Here is a 15,913-nt window from a genome sequence, read left to right on the forward strand (position 1 = left end):
CGCGAATTCAAAAATCGGAGGCGAGGATGAAGAGCTACCTCAACCAGTATATCGACGGCGCCTGGGTCGAGAGCGAGGGCGGCACGCGCCATGAGGTGATCGATCCGGCGACCGAGCAGCCCTGCACCGAGATCACGCTCGGCACCAGCGCCGATGTCGACAAGGCGGTCGCCGCGGCCCGCCGCGCGTTCGAGAGCTGGTCGCAGACCAGCGTCGAGGAGCGCGCCGCGCTGCTCGGCCGGATCATCGAGGAATATAAGGCGCGCATCCCCGATCTCGCCGCCGCGATCAGCCAGGAAATGGGCGCGCCGATCGGCTTCGCCACCGCGGCGCAGGCACCGACCGGGCTTGGTCATTTCATGAACACACTGAAGGCGCTGAACGCGTTCCAGTTCGAGGAGCGCCTGGGCCGCGCCCGGGTGGTGCATGAGCCGCTGGGCGTCGTCGCGATGATCACGCCGTGGAACTGGCCGCTCAATCAGATCTGCGCGAAGGTCGCTCCCGCGCTCGCCGCCGGCGACACCATGGTACTGAAGCCGAGCGAGGAATCGCCCGCCTGCGCGATGATCCTCGCCGAGATACTGGAAAAGGCCGGCGTGCCGGCGGGCGTGTTCAACCTGGTCAATGGCGACGGGCCGGGTGTGGGCGCGGCGCTGTCGAGCCACAAGGACGTCGACATGGTGAGTTTCACCGGATCGACCCGCGCCGGCATCGCGGTGGCGCAGGCCGCCGCCGCGACCGTGAAGCGCGTGCATCAGGAACTGGGCGGCAAGGCGCCGAACCTGGTGCTCGAGGGCGCCGATCTCGCCAGCGTGCTGCCGCCGACGGTGTCGGGCGTGCTCGCCAATTCGGGCCAGAGCTGCATCGCACCGACCCGCCTTCTGGTCCATGCCTCGCAGGTCGAGGACGCGACGCAGATCGTGAAGACGATGATGGAGGCGACTCAGGTAGGCGATCCATCCGTGATGGGCGCGCATATCGGCCCGGTGGTCAACAAGGCGCAATATGAGAAAATCCAGGGCCTGATCCAGTCAGCGATCGACGAAGGCGCGACGCTGGTCACCGGCGGCACCGGGCGGCCTGACGGGCGCAATGCGGGGTATTTCATCAAGCCGACCCTGTTCACCGGCGTCACGCCCGACATGCGCATCGCGCAGGAAGAGACGTTCGGGCCGGTCGCGACGATCACCTCCTATGAGACTCAGGACGAGGCGATCCGCCTTGCCAACGACACGCCTTATGGCCTGTCCGCCACCATCTCGGGCGATCCCGCCGCTGCGGCGAAGGTCGCGCCGCGGCTGCGCGCCGGACTCGTGACGATCAACTCCTGGTCGCCCGAGGGCAGCGGCCCGTTCGGCGGCTACAAGCAGTCGGGCAATGGCCGGGAGGGCGGGAAATACGGCCTGACCGACTTCATGGAAGTGAAGAGCATCGTGGGCGAACCCGCCTGACCCGATGACCCTGACCATCGATGTCCTGATGCCCGCCGCCGCCAGCGACTATGGCGCGGCGGCGGTGGCGATCCTCGACCAGTATCGTGCGGCCTTTGCGGCGCGCGACATGGCGCTTGCCACCCGGCCCTGGGACCAGGGACCGGGAGACGGCGACGTCACGCTGGCGCTGTTCGCCTGGGGCTATCATCTCGACGTCACGCGCTGGGAAGCGATCCTCGCCGCCTGGCCGGCGGAGCGGTTGCTGTTCAACGCCCCTGCCCTGCTCTCCTGGAACACGCGCAAGACCTATCTGCGCGAGCTCGAAGCGGCGGGCATTCCGATCGTGCCGAGCTGGTTCGGCCGCGCCGACACGGCGAGCGTCGCGGCGGCGTTCGAACGGTTCGGCGCCGGGGAGCTGGTGGTGAAGCCGCAGGTTTCGGGCGGGAGCTACCGCACGGTGCGCGTCCGGCCGGGCGACGCAGTCGAGCCGCTCGACGATGCGATCGTGCAGCCATTCGTGTCGGCGGTTTCCGGTGAGGGCGAGCTGTCCTTCCTGTTCATCGGGGGCATGTTCAGCCATGCCGTGCGCAAGGTGGCAAAACCGGGCGATTTCCGCATCCAGCCGCAATTCGGGGGGCAATTCAGCCGGTTCGAGCCCGAAGCGTCGCAACGGGCGCTGGCCGAAACCGTGATCGCGGCGCTGCCTGACGCACCGCTCTATGCCCGGGTCGACCTGTTGCGGCTCGCGGACGGCAGCCTGGCGCTGATGGAGCTGGAGGCGATCGAGCCCGACCTTTATCCGCATATGGCGCCGGAGCTGCCCGGTCGCCTGGCGGAGGCCGTGGCCGCGCGGCTCTAACGCCGCCAGGGGCGAAGCGGCCGGTAGCTCGCCGCCTCATTTTCCGCGCGCCTTTCCACCTCGATCAGGCGGCGACGCTCGAGGTGCGCGACTGCTGCCTGGCAGGACCGGCGCGACAGGCCGGTACGCTCGGCGATGATGGCGTAACTCAGCGCCTCCGGGCCGCTCGCCTCGATCAGCAGATAGACGAGAAAGGCCGATGGCCGGCGGTCATGGCCGACCAGGTCGCCCATCAGCGTGTCGATCACATAGGAGTCGATCGATATGGCATTCATTGCCATGGCAATGCCTGCACCCCTCCCCGGCCGCAAGCCCCTTGTCTAGGCTCGCGGGCAAGGAGATGGCGATGATAAAGATGGTGAAGTTCGTGAGCATCCCGACGACGGACCAGGACCGCGCGCTCGATTTCTGGACGAAGAAGATGGGGTTCCGAGTCGTGACCGACCAGCCGATGGGCGAGACTCAGCGCTGGATCGAGCTGGGCATTCCCGGCGCGGAGACCAGTGTGGTGCTGTTCACGCCCGAGGGGCATGAGGATCGGATCGGCAGCTTCTTCAACGGCTCCTTCGCGTGCGACGACGTCGATTACAGCTATCGCCAGTTGAGCGAGCGCGGGGTGGAATTCGATGGCCCGCCGGAGAAACAGCCCTGGGGGACCTTCGCGCGATTCCGCGATCCGGATGGCAACCAGTTCATCATGTCGAGCCGGTAGATTTGCTTCGACGAATGCATGCTGAATCGCACGCTTCCCAATCCAGATCATCATGCCGGACCTGTTCCGGCATCCATGGCTCCGCAAGCGCCGCAGCGGTGGGGTTTGCGGATCGATGGACCCGGACAAGTCCGGCGTGACGGATGAGGGACGCGCAGCTTACCTAAAAAACTCAATAATCCTTCGACACCCGGAGGTTCGCGCTCTGGCGGCCGAGGGTGGAGATGCTCGACAGGATCGACAGCCAGCGGGTGACCTGGAATTCGACCTGGGTCGCGGAATAGCCGGCGCCGTCCGTGATGATCTCGGCGAAAAGCCGGCGGGTGATATATTTGCCTGCGGCGACCGAGGTGCCCGCGCCGGTCTGCGGATCGGCGGGCAGGATGCGCAGCCGGTCGAGGCCCGCCGCGCGGCGCACCGCGTTGATCGGGTTGAGCCCGCCGCTGCCATCGCGCAGCGCCGCGACCGCCGCCGCGAGCTGGAGTGCCTCGGGCGCCGACAGGTTGGTGATCGAGGTGCCGAACAGCAACCGCGAGAGCAGCTCGTCTTCCGGCAGCGCGGGTGTGCTGGTGAAGCTGATCTCCGGCTTCTGCGCGAAGCCGGTGACCCGGATCGTCGCGCTCAGCCCGGTCGAATCCGCATTGGCCGCGATATCGAGCGACGGGTTGGCCGGCACCTCGCCCGCGAAGCGGATACGGCCGCGCACCAGCTCGAACTGCCGGCCGGCGAATTCGTAATCGCCGCGGATCAGGTCCGCCTCGCCATTGATGGCGGGGTTTTCGGGCGCGCCGCCAATCTGGAGGTCCGCCGACCATTCGCTGCTGAGTCCCAGACCGCTGACGGTCAATTCGGTGGGCGCGTGCGCCTTGATTGCCAGCCGCCACGGCTTGCGCGGAACATCGTCCTCCTCGCCGCCGCCGGGCAGGTTGATCTCGCGGATGTTGAGCTGCGGCACCGCGCTCGCCGCGGTCGCCTGGCCGAGCCGGTAGCGGCTCTTGTTGAGCAGCAGGTCGCCGCCGATCACCCCGCCCTGGCCATCCGACTTGATCGTCAGCGGTCCGGTGACGGTCGCGCCGATATCATCGCGGTTGATCATCACCGCATTCTCGGCGCGAATCGCGAGGTCGATGCCGAAGCCGTTGGCGGCGGCAAGATCGAAGCTGCCGGTGCCGGTGACCCGCCCGCCCTTGCCCGCGTCCGCCGCGAACCTGTCGATCACCAGGCGCGACCCGCCGAAGCGCCCGGTGGCCTCGACATTGGTGAGCAGGGTGCCGGTCACGCCGCTTTCGATCCGCGCATTCTTTGCCTGGACCACGCCGCGGATCTGCGGATCATTGACCTTGCCGCCAAGATCGGCCCCGATCGCGATCGGGCCGGTCAGGTCGAACAGCTCGATGCCGGTCAGCCGCCACAGCGTATCGGCTGGGCCGTCATAGCGAAGCTGCGCGAACAGCGCGGCGTTGGCCAGCTGGGTCGGCAGATCGCCCGAACCCGACAGGGTGAGCTGTGCCTGGGCGCGGCCGACCATCTTGCCGCCGCTTTTCGCCACGGCGCGCGCCGCTGCCTTGCCCGGCTGGAGAATGCCGGCAATGCCGACATCGACCGGCTGCGATGAGAGGATCAGTCCCGACCGGGTCAACCCGCGCACCGTCATGTCGACCCGTCCGGTCGGCGCCGCCCCGCGGCTTTGCGTGAAGGACAGCTTGCCCGAGGCAGTGCCGCCCAGCCCGAGGCCCGGATAGCCGATGTCGAGGATCGACAGCGGCATGCGCGACAGTGTCGCGTCGACCGAACTCGATGCGCCGGTGAACCGCCCCGCGACTTCCGCCTCGCCGCCGGCAAAACTCAATCTGGCCGGCGCGAGCCGCCAGCCATCGCCGTCGCGCGTGAACACCGCCGGCGTCACCAGCTTGATCGGCCGGCGATCGAGCGTGCCCTGCGCCGTTAGGGTGAAACTGTCGGGCGTCACCTCGGTCACGGTCTGGATATCGAAGGCGCGCCCACGCGAGCCGGAGATCGAGGCGCGGATCTGGCCGCGCCCGCCGCGCAGGGAGATGTTGGCCGCGACCCGCCCGAGCGACAGCGTGCCGCGCCGGAGGCCGGCGCCGGTCGCCGTCGCTTCGATCGACGTCCCCGCCGGATCCAGCAGCATCACCGCATCGATCCGACCGCGTCGCAAGGTGACGTTGTTGGCGAACGTGGCCGCGGCGATGTCGAGATGCGCTTCGATGCGCTGGATGCTGCCGACGGGACGGAACAGCAATTCGCCCGACAGGCCACCACCCGCAATGGCCAGTCGCCCGTCGAAACCGCCATCGACGATCGCCAGGGTTCCGGTCGCCTTGCTGCCGCTGACGTTCAGTTCGTCGATCTGGATCGATCCACCACCACCCGGCGGCAACAGGATCTCGCCCTTGCCGTCGAACGGCCCGAGCCGCGAGCCGCCCCGCGCGGTGAACGCAAAGCCTCGCGCGGTCGGATCGAGATGCGCCACGACGCCGGCCAGGCCCAGCGTGTCGTTGGGCCGTTCGAACACCAGGTCGAGCGTCGGCCGTTCGATCTTGCCGTCGAGTTTCAGGGTCAGCGGGCCATAGGTCGCCTGAGTCCCGCGCCCCTCGAAGTGGAAGGTGCCGTCGCGACGGCGAATGCCGTTGCCGGCCAGTCGCAGCGAGGGCGAGGTCAGCACCAGATTGTTGAGATGGAGGATGCCGTCAGGCGTGCGCTCGAGCCCGGTGACGAGCTTCGGCAGGCCGCCGGTGAGCGAGCGGAAGAAAGCGTTGTCGAGCCGCACCATCTGCGCCGTGCCGGTGCCGATCACCCGTGTACCGTGGCCGCCGGGGCCGGGCACCACGCGCAGGGTCGATTTGACGTCGACGATGCCGAGACCGGGGATGAGGTAGCGCCCGAGCATACCGTTGATCCCGACCTCGAACTTGCCGGTCGCCAGGTCGAGGATCAGGTTGATCCGCCCGGTCAGCTTGTCCGATTTCACGCGGAGATCGTCCCCAATGACGAACTTGCTGGTGACGCGCAGCACGCCGTCCAGGCTGAGATTGCGCAGGATGCCGCCGGCCACGTCGCCGACACCGGTCACCCGCGCGGCGGTGAAACGGATCGGCACCTTGATCGGCTGTTTCGAGAAATTGCCGGCGCCGCCGGCGCGCGCGACCTCGAACCCGGTCTGGTCGAAGGCGAAGCGGTCCGCGGTCAGGCGATAGTCGAAATGCGCGGTGGCAAAGACGCCGTCGAGGATTGCGCGCAGCTCGATCCCGCGGCCGCTCATATTGGGGAACAGCGCCTTTGGCTGGAGCAGCCGGGCATGGATCCGCAGGTTGCGGTACGCGCCCTGCCCCAGATCCACCGTGCCGACCGTGTCGACCGCCATGGCCGCCGACCGGAGGTTGAGACTGCCCTCCAGCCGCCGCTCGGCGAGGGTTGCCGCGCCGTTGACGATCACGCGCGGTGTCGTCAGCCGCTGCAGCTTCCCTTTGGAGAGCGGCGCCGGGTTGAGGGTGCCGGTCAGCGCATAGGTGCCCGAACGATTGGTCAGCGCGAGATCGATCAGCCGCACATCGCCGACATCGGCGCGCGCCATGCCCTTCCACACGGTCCAGGTGCCGTCGCCCGATACGTCCATCGCGATCGGGCGGGCAAAACCGGCGAGCTTCGCCAGCACGCCGGTCGCGCTGCCGCGCGCATGGATGTCCGCGTCGAACTTGTTGCGATCCGGCTCGGCATCGAGCTTCAGTGTCAGCGTGTCGCTGCCCTCGACCATCGCGTTCAGATCGACCAGCGCACGGCCGGCATGGATTTCCGCCCGTCCGGCCAGCCGGCCAATCCGCGCCACGCCGGTGATCTTCGGTGAGACCGCCAGCCGGTCGACGCGCAACTCGCCGATCCGGATATCGAAGGAGGGCAGCAACGGCCCGGCCTTGCCGGTGCGGATCGTCTGGGGAAGCTTGGCCAGGGTCGCGCGGGGGATGACCAGACTGCGAATATGCAGGCGGTTGTCGAGCCAGGCGAAGGGGACCCAGCGCAGTTCGGCGCGCGGCGCGTAGAAGATCAGGCCCTTGGGATCGGAGATGCGGACGTCGATCAGCCGCGCCTTGGAGAAGAGCGATCCCTCGATCCGCCCGACGCTGTAGCGCAGCCCGTTGGAGGGCCGCAGCGCCGCGATCCGGTCCGCCACCCAGCGATGGCCAATGGCGGTATCGAGCACCGCCAGCCCGACCATCAGCAAGGCAACGATGCCCAGCAGGCCGCCCACCAGCCAGCGCCACCAGCGGCGGCGCGCCTTAACGGCAGCCGGGGGTGCCGTTTCTTCGGTCAAAAGGCCTGTCCCAGCGAGACATAGACCGCGACGCGTGAATCCCCGCGCTGGGGGTTGATCGGCGTGCCGACATCGATGCGGATCGGCCCGAAGCTTGAATAATAGCGCACGCCGATGCCGGTGCCGAAGCGGAACTGCGTGAATTTGGGCAGAGGTGAGGTGTAGATGTTGCCGCCATCGAGGAACGGCACCACGCCGAAATTGCCGAACGCCTTGACCCGCGCCTCGAGGCCGAATTCGGTCAGGCTGCGTCCGCCGATCGGCGCATTGTTCGGATCGCGCGGCCCGATGCTCTGATACCCATAGCCGCGGACCGAGGCGCCGCCGCCGGCATAGAAACGCCGCGACGGCGCGATCGCGTCGCGCGGCGCGCCGGCAATCGTGCCCAGCCGGATGCGCCCGGCCATCACCACCCGGTCGCTGACCGACTGATAGGCGCTCGCGTCGATTTGCATCCGGGCATAGCCGAAGGCCGATCCCTCGAGCGAAATCTCGGGCGAGAATCGTCCCCCCAGCCGGAACCCCCGGGTCGGATTGAGCAGGTCGTCCGATCCGTCATAGATGAGCGTGGTGGGCAGCGCGCCGATGAAGAAGGTGCGGCGGCGCGGCGCGCCGGTCGACAGGATCACGTCGCGCTCGTCCGACGCGGCCAGCTCGGCGCCGAGCGACCAGGTCCATTTCTTCTGGAAGAAGATGTTGGTCTGCTTCTCCAGGCTGCCCGATATCGAAAAGGTCTTCGCCTGATAGGCGTCGCGCGTCAGGTTGGAGGCGACGATCTGGCCGGTCAGAACCCGATCACGCGCATGAAAGTTGCTGCGGCGGAATACGACGCTGGCGAGCTGTTCCTTGGTGCCGAGCACGCCGCGCAGGGTCAGCGCGCCCTCGGGAGGAAACAGGTTGCGATGAGTCCAGCTCGCCTCGGCGCGTACGCCTTCACCGGTGCCATAACCGATCTCGCCGGCGATGGTGTGCGGCGGCGCGGGCGCGAGCCCGACATTGATGTCGACGACCTGGGGGTCGGCGCTCTGCACCGGCTTGATGTCGACGGTGGACACCAGGCTGGTCTGGATCAGTGCGCGACGCAGATCTTCAAGCGCCGCGGCATTATAGGGTTCGCCGGGCGCGAAGCGGGCGATCTCCAGAATGTGCTTTGCGTCGAACACCTTGTTATCGGCTGCGGTCGTGATGGTACCGAAGCGCTTCTGCCCGCCTGGGTCGACTGTCATCGCCAGAGTCGCGGTGTGAGTCGCATGGTCGACGACGATCTCGGGCTCGCCCATCTCGGCAAAGGGAAAGCCCTGCTGGCCGATCGCGGTGCGCAACTGCGCCTCGCCCGCCGCAATTCTGTCGGCGTTGACCGCATCGTCGGCCTTCACGCCAAAGGCATCGCGCAGCCCCGGTTCCTTGTCGCCGGCGGCGGCGACGCCGGCAAGGGTAACGCCCTCGAACTTGTAGATCACGCCCGGCTCGGCATCGAGCACTACGACTGGCCGGCCCGCGGCCCGCTCGATCCGGGTGGAGACCCGCGCGTCATAATAGCCCTCTGCGCGGAGCAGTCCCACCAGCAGCGTGGAATCCTCGCGCGCGCGCCGGTCGAGCTGCGCGGCATTGGCCGGATCGCCCTCATGCGCCTTCAACGTGGAGAGCCCGAGGAAGCGCAGGTGGAGCAACGGACTGGCTACCGCGTCGATGCCTTCGATGCGGTAGCTGTAGCGCGATTCCCCGGTCATCTCGGCCTGGGCGGCCGCGGCCGGATCGACCGGCTCGGGCGGGGCCGCATCGAGATCGGGCCAGTCGACACCGAGACCCGGCATGGGTGCAAGCGGCGATTGCGGATCGAGCGCGGAGGGCTGCTGCGGCAGCGTCTGGGAAGCGGTCGCCGCGCCGCCATCCTGCGCATGAACGCCGGGCGCGGTGCAGACAAAAAGACCAGCGGCGGCACACAACACCGTGCCACGCGCCCTTACGGGTAACCACATGCCCCAGTCCTAGCGGGTCAAATCCCCCAGCGACAGTGGCTTGGCGCTCAACCTCCCCGAGCGGTGCCGATCACGCGTCGGCGGTGGCCCGATCCCATGGCCGGACGCTGGCGTCTTGCGGCGGGACATGGCAGAGGCGGGCCATGGCCAGCAAACCACCCACCCGCACCCCGCTTGCCGGCGGCGCCCTGATCGCGCTGGGCGCCCTGGGCGGCGCCGTGATCGGCCAGTTGCTGTACGCGCCGATCCCCGGGCTGCTGATCGGCACCGGGCTCGGCATCGCCGTCTCGATCGCGATGTGGCTGTTGAACCTGCAGCGCTAGCCCGCCGGGATTACCGCAGCGCGCGCGACAGCCAAACGACCCGGCCGAGCACTTCCACCTCGTCCGGCGCCCGGGACGGAATCGGCGGGAAATCCATATTGTCGCTGGTGATGGCGATCAGCTCCCCCGCCCTGGCCAGCCGTTTCACCATCAACGCGCCGTCCATGCGGACGACGAAGATACCGCCCTTCGCCACGACCTTCCGGTCGCGTTCGTCGATCAGCATGCGATCGCCGTCCTCGATCGTCGGCGACATCGAATCGCCCTGGGCGCGCAGCACCGCGCTCTCCTCCTCGCGCACGCCGAGCGACGCCAGCAAGCGCGGGTCGAACAGCTCGCCGCCCAGCAACCGGTCATCCTCGGCCAGCCCGCCCGGCCCCGCCGAGGCCGCCACGTCGAGCCGCCGGACCTGCGCGACCGACGGGATGGCGGGCGTTTCGGGCCCGCCCAGCACCGCCTCGTCGACGCGGAAATAGCCGGCGAGCAGCTTGCGGTCGCGCTCCGCCAGCAAGCGCGGCGTACCACGCTTCACATATTGCTGGAGATAGGCCGGGTTGCGGTGGAGCATGCGCGACAGTGCGGCATAGCTTTCCCCGCTCGCCTCGACGAGGCGGTCCAGAGCCATGCGAGGATCAGACGCCTCCATTCCCGTTCCAATAGCATAGGAAAATTCCTAGACAAGTTGGAAATTACGGAACAGACCGGGAACACAACCAGGAGACTCGGGAAGGGCTGTGATGTCGGTGCTGGCAAGAATCAATCGCTATCTGAAGAGGACGGGCATGCCGCCGACGCGGTTCGGGCGGCTCGCCATCAACGACCCGCGGCTGGTCGGCGACATGCGCAACGGACGGGAACCCGGGCCACGCGTGATCGCGCGGATCGAGGCGTTCCTCGCGCAGGGCCGCGAACGATGAGCCGCGGCCCCGATGCAGCCACGCTGCTCGTCCGAAGTCTGGAGGCCGATTCGCTGCGCGCCGGTTGCCCGGTGCGCATGACCGAGTCGGGCTGGACGCGCTGGGCCAGCGCCACCTTCAGCGGCGCGCGCCATGAACTGGGGCTCGAAGCGCCCGCTTCGGCCGCCCTCGATGCATGGCTCGAGGCGTTGCCCGAGGCGGATTTGCCGCTGCGCGGCCATCTGGTCGCGGATATCGTGGTGGCCGGCATATCCCGTGCCGACGGCATGGCGACGATCGCGATCGAAGCACTGACCGTGGAAGAATAAAGTCAGCCGCGGCTGCCGAGACGCCGCAGCGAACCCAAAGCCAGATCCAGCGAATCCCTATCATAGGGCAACGTCCGCGACGGCGGCGGTGCTATCGTCTCGCGCCCGCCGAAACTATGCTCGAGCCGATCGAGCAGCGCATGGATACTGGCCGACGGATCCTTCTCGACCAGCGCCGAGGCAAAGGGCCGGGCGGGTGCGAAAGGCCGGTCGCGACCGCGCGGTACCGGGCGGAACGGGTTCCTGGCGCGGAAAAACCCTGCCGGCTCGAACGTCGCGGCGCGAACGGGCTGCGTCAGGTCGGCGGTCGCGACGCGTAGGCCGGGCTCGAACGGCTGCCGGTCGACCGGCTTCGCCGGAATGGCGCCCGGATCATAGGCGGCCAGCGGCAGGTCGAGATCGGCGGGCAGAGCGCGTTCGAAGACCGCTTCCTTCACCGGCACCCCGTCGACTGCGGCAGCGGCAATCACGTCCGCCCTGGCACGGACCGGGCGATGCGCGCGCACCTCGAGAAAGGGTGTGCCCAGCTCGCGACTGGCCGACAGCGGCCGCCGCGCCGGCGCGTCCGGATGGGCATCGGCCCGGCGTAGCACTGGCGGCGCGTCGTCGCCGGCCGATTTTTCCACGACGATCGCACGGTCGCCCAGCAGGAACAGGCCGAACCAGATGATCAGCGCGACGCCGGCCATCAGGATCAGCACCGCGCCGGCCGGGCTCGCGCCGGCGAGGCCGCCATCGATCATGCCGGGGTCGATGAGGCGCGTCGGGACAAGCGCGAAGACAAGTGCGACGCCGCCGCCGATCACCGCCGCGGCGAGCGGCGCGACCGGGAGGTTCAGCTGTTGGCGGCGCACGGTATCGACCATCTGTACGGGATGGCATGCTTTTATGAGTTTTTGGTTAACGCCAGCGTAACGTCCGGCATCGCCGGCCTGTTGCGCCGGTAACTCCCGGTGGAACCTCACCCCCGTCCCGCGCATTCCGGCCCTATGGCCAAGATCAGTTATTGCGACGACAGCGAGCCCGGCATCACCCGGAAGAAGATGCGGCATGGCTGGGGTTATTTCGATCCCGAGGGCAACCGCATCACTGACCGCGACGAAATCGACCGGCTGAACGCGGTCGGCCTGCCCCCGGCCTATCGCGACGCCTGGTATTGCCCGAAACCCAATGGCCATATCCAGGCGATCGGCTGGGACGAGAAGGGCCGCAAGCAATATCGCTATCACCCGGAATTCCGCGAGGCCCAGGAATCCGCCAAATATGAGCTGTGCGCGCCGTTCGGCCGCGCCCTGCCGAAACTGCGGGCACGAGTCGAGGCGGACCTGAAGCGGCGCGGACTCGACAAGGAAACGGCGGTGGCTGCCATCGTCCGCCTGCTCGATCTCGGCCATGTCCGGATCGGCAATGAAGGCTATGTGAAGGCGAACAAGAGCTTCGGCGCGACCACGCTCCGGAAGCGCCACGCCAATCTGCGCGGCAAGACGCTGAAGCTGCAGTACAAGGCCAAGTCGGGCAAGCTGCGCGTGCTGACCATCACCGACGGCTCGCTCAGCCGATTCGTCAGGAAGTGCCAGGACTTGCCGGGCCAGCATCTGTTCCGCTGGATCGACGCCGCCGGCGAGGCGCATCCGGTCACCTCGTCGGACGTCAACGCCTATATCCGCGAGGCGATGGGCGAGGATTATTCGGCCAAGCATTTCCGCACCTGGGGCGCGAGCGTGCTCGCGTTCGAGACACTGGCCGGGGCCGGCCACGACATCAGCCTGAAGACGATGCTGGAGCCGGTCACCGAGGCGCTGGGCAACACGCCCGCCATCGCGCGCAAATCCTATGTCCACCCCGCGCTGCTCGCCGCGGTGAAGGACGGGCAGGCAGCGCTTCGCGAGACGCCCCTGCCGCGATCGACTCAATATCTGTCGCGCGCCGAGCGCGGGCTGATCGATTTCCTCGAAAACCCTGGTGCCGCGACGCCCGCCAAGGCAGCATGATTTCATGACAGTAACGAACAACACGCAGGCCCAGTCGCCTGTCCTTTCCGCGTCCAACGTGCAGGATCAGGCCGAGGACCTGTTCACCGCCAGCTCGATCTGGTTTCAGACTCACTGGCTGCAGATCATCATCGCCGTCGCTGCCGCGGCGGTGATCGTCGTCGTGCTGCATTTCCTGCGGCGGCTCGGCAACAAGCTGTGCAATCTCCGGCCCGGCCAGGCCGGCTGGGGCACCGTATTCGGCCGCGCCATCGTCAAGACCGGCAATTTTTTCATCGTCATGGTCGCGGCCAAGCTGGTCGCCGGCTATGCCAATGCCCCGCACGAGGTGGCGACGACCATCACTTTCCTGTTCACGGTCTCGGCCGTGTTCCAGGCGGCGATCTGGGCGCGCGAGATCATCCTCGGCACGATCGAGCACCGCACCCATTCCGAACATTATTCGGGCGAGGCGATCGGCAGCGCGATGGGCATCATCCGCCTGCTCGTGACCTTCGCGCTGTTCGCGATCGCGCTGATCGTCGTGCTCGACAATCTCGGGGTGAACGTCACCGGCCTGGTCGCCGGCCTCGGCGTCGGCGGCATCGCGATCGGCCTCGCTGCGCAGGGCATCTTCGCCGACCTGTTCGCCGCGCTGGCGATCATTTTCGACCGCCCGTTCCGGCGCGGCGACGCGATCTCCTACGACACCAGCTCGGGCACGGTGGAAGCGATCGGCCTCAAATCGACCCGCATCCGCGCCGCGACCGGCGAGGAACGGATCATCGCCAACCGCAACCTGCTCGACAAGGAGATCCTGAACACCAGCCAGCGCGACTATCGCCGCGGCCAGTTCAAGCTCGGCCTGGTGCAGTGGACGCCGGTCGAGAAGATGGAAAAGCTGCCCGACATCCTGGAGGAAGTGATCGAGGGATGCGGCCGCAAGTTCGTCCGCGCCGGATTCATCGGCTTCGGCGAGGCGAGCTATGATTTCGACGTCGAATTCGATTCGCCGACATCAAGCTTCGAGGATTTCTTCGCCGCCCGCCATGCCGTCGGCCTCGGCATCATCAAACGGCTGAACGCGGAAGGGATCGAGCTCGCCTATCCCACGCAGACCGCCTTCACCGCGGCACCGCGCGGCGGGATGATCGCGCCCTATCCCGACGGGCCGATCTATGGCGAGAATGCCGCGCCGATCGCTGACGATCCCGGCACCACGGCCGAGCTGAAACGGTCGGGCAATCACTCGGCCGTCGACCAGGATTCGCATCCATGACCAACGATCATGAAGCGATCGTCCGTGCCCAATATGAGGCGTTCCGCGATCGTCGTCGCGAGGATAGCGAGGCGCTGCTCGCGCCCGACTTCACCTTCACCAGCCCCTATGACGACGCCATTTCGCGCGCCGCCTTTTTCGACCGGTGCTGGCCCAATGGAGACAGGTTCGCCGAATTCCGGGTCGAGCGGGTCGCGCCGGATCCGGAAGGAGCGTTCGTCACCTATCTCGTCACTGCCGATACGGGCGAGCAATTCCGCAACACTGAATATCTGACCGTCTCTGATGGGCAGATCCACAGCGTCCATGTCTATTTCGGCGAAAGCTATCGCAGCGGAGAATTCGTCGCCAGGAAGCCGGAAATCTGAAGCCGGCGGTCCCCCCTCCCCGGGCAAGCCCGGGGAGGACTCGGGGTTACGCCATCTCCGGCACGCGCTGGCTCATGGCAATCGACGCGAGCATCGCGTTCCAGTTGCCGACGGTCATCGCGCCGAGATATTCGTCCTGCATCACCGGCGTCAGCACTTCGATCATGCGGCTGCCCTCGACCCAGAACTCGATTACGCCGAACGCGCCGCCGCGCTTGCGGTATTTGGCGGGCCAGCCCTCGCGCTCGGCGATGGCGAAGACGTCGGTCGCGCCCATGCGGGTGGCGATGGCGACGTGAGTCGCCGAACGGCGATCCGGCGATCCGATTACGCCATAGCAATCGGCGTCGCCATCGGCCGGCACCAGCTCGGTGCCGCGCGGATAGACTTCGATGATGGTGTTGCGCTCGTCGCCGGCCATCGCGACCCAGCTGCCCTCGATCACGGGCGGAAACGGCGTGGCCTGGCCGTCCCACAGCTCGGCAATCACCTTGGCGACATGCTGCGGATTGTCGGCATCGATCGAAACGTGGAAAATCATCTGTGAGCTCCGTAAATCTCGGTCCTCGCGATCGGCGAGGTGTCGCAATCTTCCTATCGCAGAGCCCGGTCGGGACGGTGCGGCGTTCGACGGATTCGACGAAATTGCGACGGGTGCGATTCGGCGCTACGCCTTTTAGAAGCTTGGGTCCGCTCCTGTCGCCGCGCCGGTTGCCGGATTCGCGAGCCAGGGACGCTACGTCATCGCCGCAATTAATGTTTCCGGTCAGCCGAGGCTTGCGCGGGCCGGGGCGGCGTGCCTAGAGGGTTTTCACATCCAACTACCCCTGAGGACATCATGGCGACCATCACCGCGCAGGACATGGCGGGCCGCATCGGCACCGAGACGGTCTCGGACTGGGTCGAGGTGAGCCAGGAGATGATCGACAAGTTCGCGGACGCGACCGGCGATCACCAGTTCATCCATGTGAACCCGCAAATGGCGGCGATGACGCCGTTCGGCGGCACCATCGCGCATGGTTTCCTCACCTTGTCGCTGATGCCGCTGCTTGCCTCGAAGGTGCCCGACGCGCCGAAGATCGAGGGCGTGAAGATGGGGATCAACTACGGCGGCAACAAAGTCCGCTTCCTCCAGCCGGTCCGCTCCGGCAAGCGCGTGCGCGGCCGGTTCAAGCTGATCGAATTCATCGAGAAGCGCCCCGGCCAGTGGCAGCAGACCAATGAATTCACCGTCGAGATCGAGGGCGAGGAAAAGCCCGCGATGATCGCGGAATGGATCGCCCAGATTTTCGTCTAACTTTCTCCCCTGGAACTCCCCCTTCCCGCTTGCGGGAGGGGGTCGGGGGGTGGGCACCCGCTCTCCGCACCGTCATCGCCCGCTCAGGCCGGGCGCCCACCCCAGCCCCTCCCGCAAGCGGGAGGGGAGTGAAGAAGA

16 protein-coding genes are annotated in these 15,913 nt (G+C 67.4%); 10 read left to right on the top strand and 6 right to left on the bottom strand.

What is annotated here, in order from left to right; translation table 11 throughout:
* Positions 1-26: 26 nt before the first annotated feature.
* Both ACZ1I2_RS20865 and ACZ1I2_RS20870 read left to right on the top strand, forming a co-directional pair.
* Positions 27-1,451, top strand: coding sequence for an aldehyde dehydrogenase family protein (locus ACZ1I2_RS20865; protein ID WP_465172264.1), 1,425 nt, complete (start codon positions 27-29; stop codon positions 1,449-1,451).
* A 4-nt stretch (positions 1,452-1,455) separates the two neighbouring features.
* Positions 1,456-2,292: an ATP-grasp domain-containing protein gene (locus ACZ1I2_RS20870; RefSeq protein ID WP_465175976.1), complete on the top strand. Its 837-nt coding sequence runs from the start codon at positions 1,456-1,458 to the stop codon at positions 2,290-2,292.
* Here ACZ1I2_RS20870 and ACZ1I2_RS20875 read toward each other — a convergent pair.
* Positions 2,289-2,573 carry a hypothetical protein gene (locus ACZ1I2_RS20875; protein ID WP_465181521.1) on the bottom strand — a complete coding sequence of 95 codons (285 nt, stop codon included), beginning with the start codon at positions 2,571-2,573 and terminating at the stop codon, positions 2,289-2,291. The two genes, ACZ1I2_RS20870 and ACZ1I2_RS20875, sit on opposite strands and share 4 nt — an antisense overlap.
* 65 nt (positions 2,574-2,638) lie before the next feature.
* Between ACZ1I2_RS20875 and ACZ1I2_RS20880 the strand changes: the two genes are divergently transcribed.
* Positions 2,639-3,004 carry a VOC family protein gene (locus tag ACZ1I2_RS20880; protein WP_465175974.1) on the top strand — a complete coding sequence of 122 codons (366 nt, stop codon included), beginning with the start codon at positions 2,639-2,641 and terminating at the stop codon, positions 3,002-3,004.
* Positions 3,005-3,176: 172 nt separating this feature from the next.
* On the opposite strand, the gene ACZ1I2_RS20885 is transcribed toward ACZ1I2_RS20880, so the two are convergent.
* A complete protein-coding gene (locus ACZ1I2_RS20885) occupies positions 3,177-7,238 on the bottom strand; it encodes a translocation/assembly module TamB domain-containing protein (RefSeq protein WP_465177104.1) in 4,062 nt (1,353 codons plus the stop codon).
* Positions 7,239-7,330: 92 nt separating this feature from the next.
* The gene (locus tag ACZ1I2_RS20890) at positions 7,331-9,313 is read right to left on the bottom strand and encodes an autotransporter assembly complex protein TamA (protein WP_465172260.1); all 1,983 of its coding nucleotides are present in this window, start codon (positions 9,311-9,313) and stop codon (positions 7,331-7,333) included.
* 143 nt (positions 9,314-9,456) lie between these two features.
* Between ACZ1I2_RS20890 and ACZ1I2_RS20895 the strand changes: the two genes are divergently transcribed.
* Positions 9,457-9,636 carry a hypothetical protein gene (locus ACZ1I2_RS20895; protein WP_465172259.1) on the top strand — a complete coding sequence of 60 codons (180 nt, stop codon included), beginning with the start codon at positions 9,457-9,459 and terminating at the stop codon, positions 9,634-9,636.
* A 10-nt stretch (positions 9,637-9,646) separates the two neighbouring features.
* Here the strand turns inward: ACZ1I2_RS20895 and ACZ1I2_RS20900 are convergent, their stop codons facing one another.
* The gene (locus ACZ1I2_RS20900) at positions 9,647-10,261 is read right to left on the bottom strand and encodes a S24 family peptidase (RefSeq protein WP_465175973.1); all 615 of its coding nucleotides are present in this window, start codon (positions 10,259-10,261) and stop codon (positions 9,647-9,649) included.
* 112 nt (positions 10,262-10,373) lie between these two features.
* Here ACZ1I2_RS20900 and ACZ1I2_RS20905 point away from each other — a divergent pair, with 112 nt between their 5' ends.
* On the top strand, positions 10,374-10,553 hold the full coding sequence (locus ACZ1I2_RS20905; protein ID WP_465172257.1) for a hypothetical protein: 180 nt from the start codon (positions 10,374-10,376) through the stop codon (positions 10,551-10,553).
* Positions 10,550-10,861: a hypothetical protein gene (locus tag ACZ1I2_RS20910; protein WP_465175972.1), complete on the top strand. Its 312-nt coding sequence runs from the start codon at positions 10,550-10,552 to the stop codon at positions 10,859-10,861. The genes ACZ1I2_RS20905 and ACZ1I2_RS20910 overlap by 4 nt, the downstream gene beginning before the upstream one ends.
* 2 nt (positions 10,862-10,863) lie before the next feature.
* On the opposite strand, the gene ACZ1I2_RS20915 is transcribed toward ACZ1I2_RS20910, so the two are convergent.
* Positions 10,864-11,727: a hypothetical protein gene (locus ACZ1I2_RS20915; protein ID WP_465175971.1), complete on the bottom strand. Its 864-nt coding sequence runs from the start codon at positions 11,725-11,727 to the stop codon at positions 10,864-10,866.
* A gap of 123 nt (positions 11,728-11,850) precedes the next feature.
* Between ACZ1I2_RS20915 and ACZ1I2_RS20920 the strand changes: the two genes are divergently transcribed.
* Genes ACZ1I2_RS20920 through ACZ1I2_RS20930 form a run of 3 tightly spaced genes read left to right on the top strand, consistent with a single transcriptional unit; the run spans position 11,851 to position 14,478 of the window.
* Positions 11,851-12,852: a DNA topoisomerase IB gene (locus ACZ1I2_RS20920; protein WP_465172254.1), complete on the top strand. Its 1,002-nt coding sequence runs from the start codon at positions 11,851-11,853 to the stop codon at positions 12,850-12,852.
* A gap of 4 nt (positions 12,853-12,856) precedes the next feature.
* Complete coding sequence (locus ACZ1I2_RS20925) at positions 12,857-14,110, top strand: mechanosensitive ion channel family protein (RefSeq protein ID WP_465175970.1); 1,254 nt, start codon at positions 12,857-12,859, stop codon at positions 14,108-14,110.
* On the top strand, positions 14,107-14,478 hold the full coding sequence (locus ACZ1I2_RS20930; RefSeq protein ID WP_465172252.1) for a nuclear transport factor 2 family protein: 372 nt from the start codon (positions 14,107-14,109) through the stop codon (positions 14,476-14,478). The genes ACZ1I2_RS20925 and ACZ1I2_RS20930 overlap by 4 nt, the downstream gene beginning before the upstream one ends.
* A gap of 46 nt (positions 14,479-14,524) precedes the next feature.
* On the opposite strand, the gene ACZ1I2_RS20935 is transcribed toward ACZ1I2_RS20930, so the two are convergent.
* A complete protein-coding gene (locus ACZ1I2_RS20935) occupies positions 14,525-15,019 on the bottom strand; it encodes a hypothetical protein (protein ID WP_465172251.1) in 495 nt (164 codons plus the stop codon).
* A 297-nt stretch (positions 15,020-15,316) separates the two neighbouring features.
* Here ACZ1I2_RS20935 and ACZ1I2_RS20940 point away from each other — a divergent pair, with 297 nt between their 5' ends.
* Positions 15,317-15,775: a MaoC family dehydratase gene (locus tag ACZ1I2_RS20940; RefSeq protein WP_465172250.1), complete on the top strand. Its 459-nt coding sequence runs from the start codon at positions 15,317-15,319 to the stop codon at positions 15,773-15,775.
* The last annotated feature ends 138 nt before the right edge of the window (positions 15,776-15,913 follow it).

The organism is Sphingomonas sp. BL-S-29, assembly GCF_055521495.1.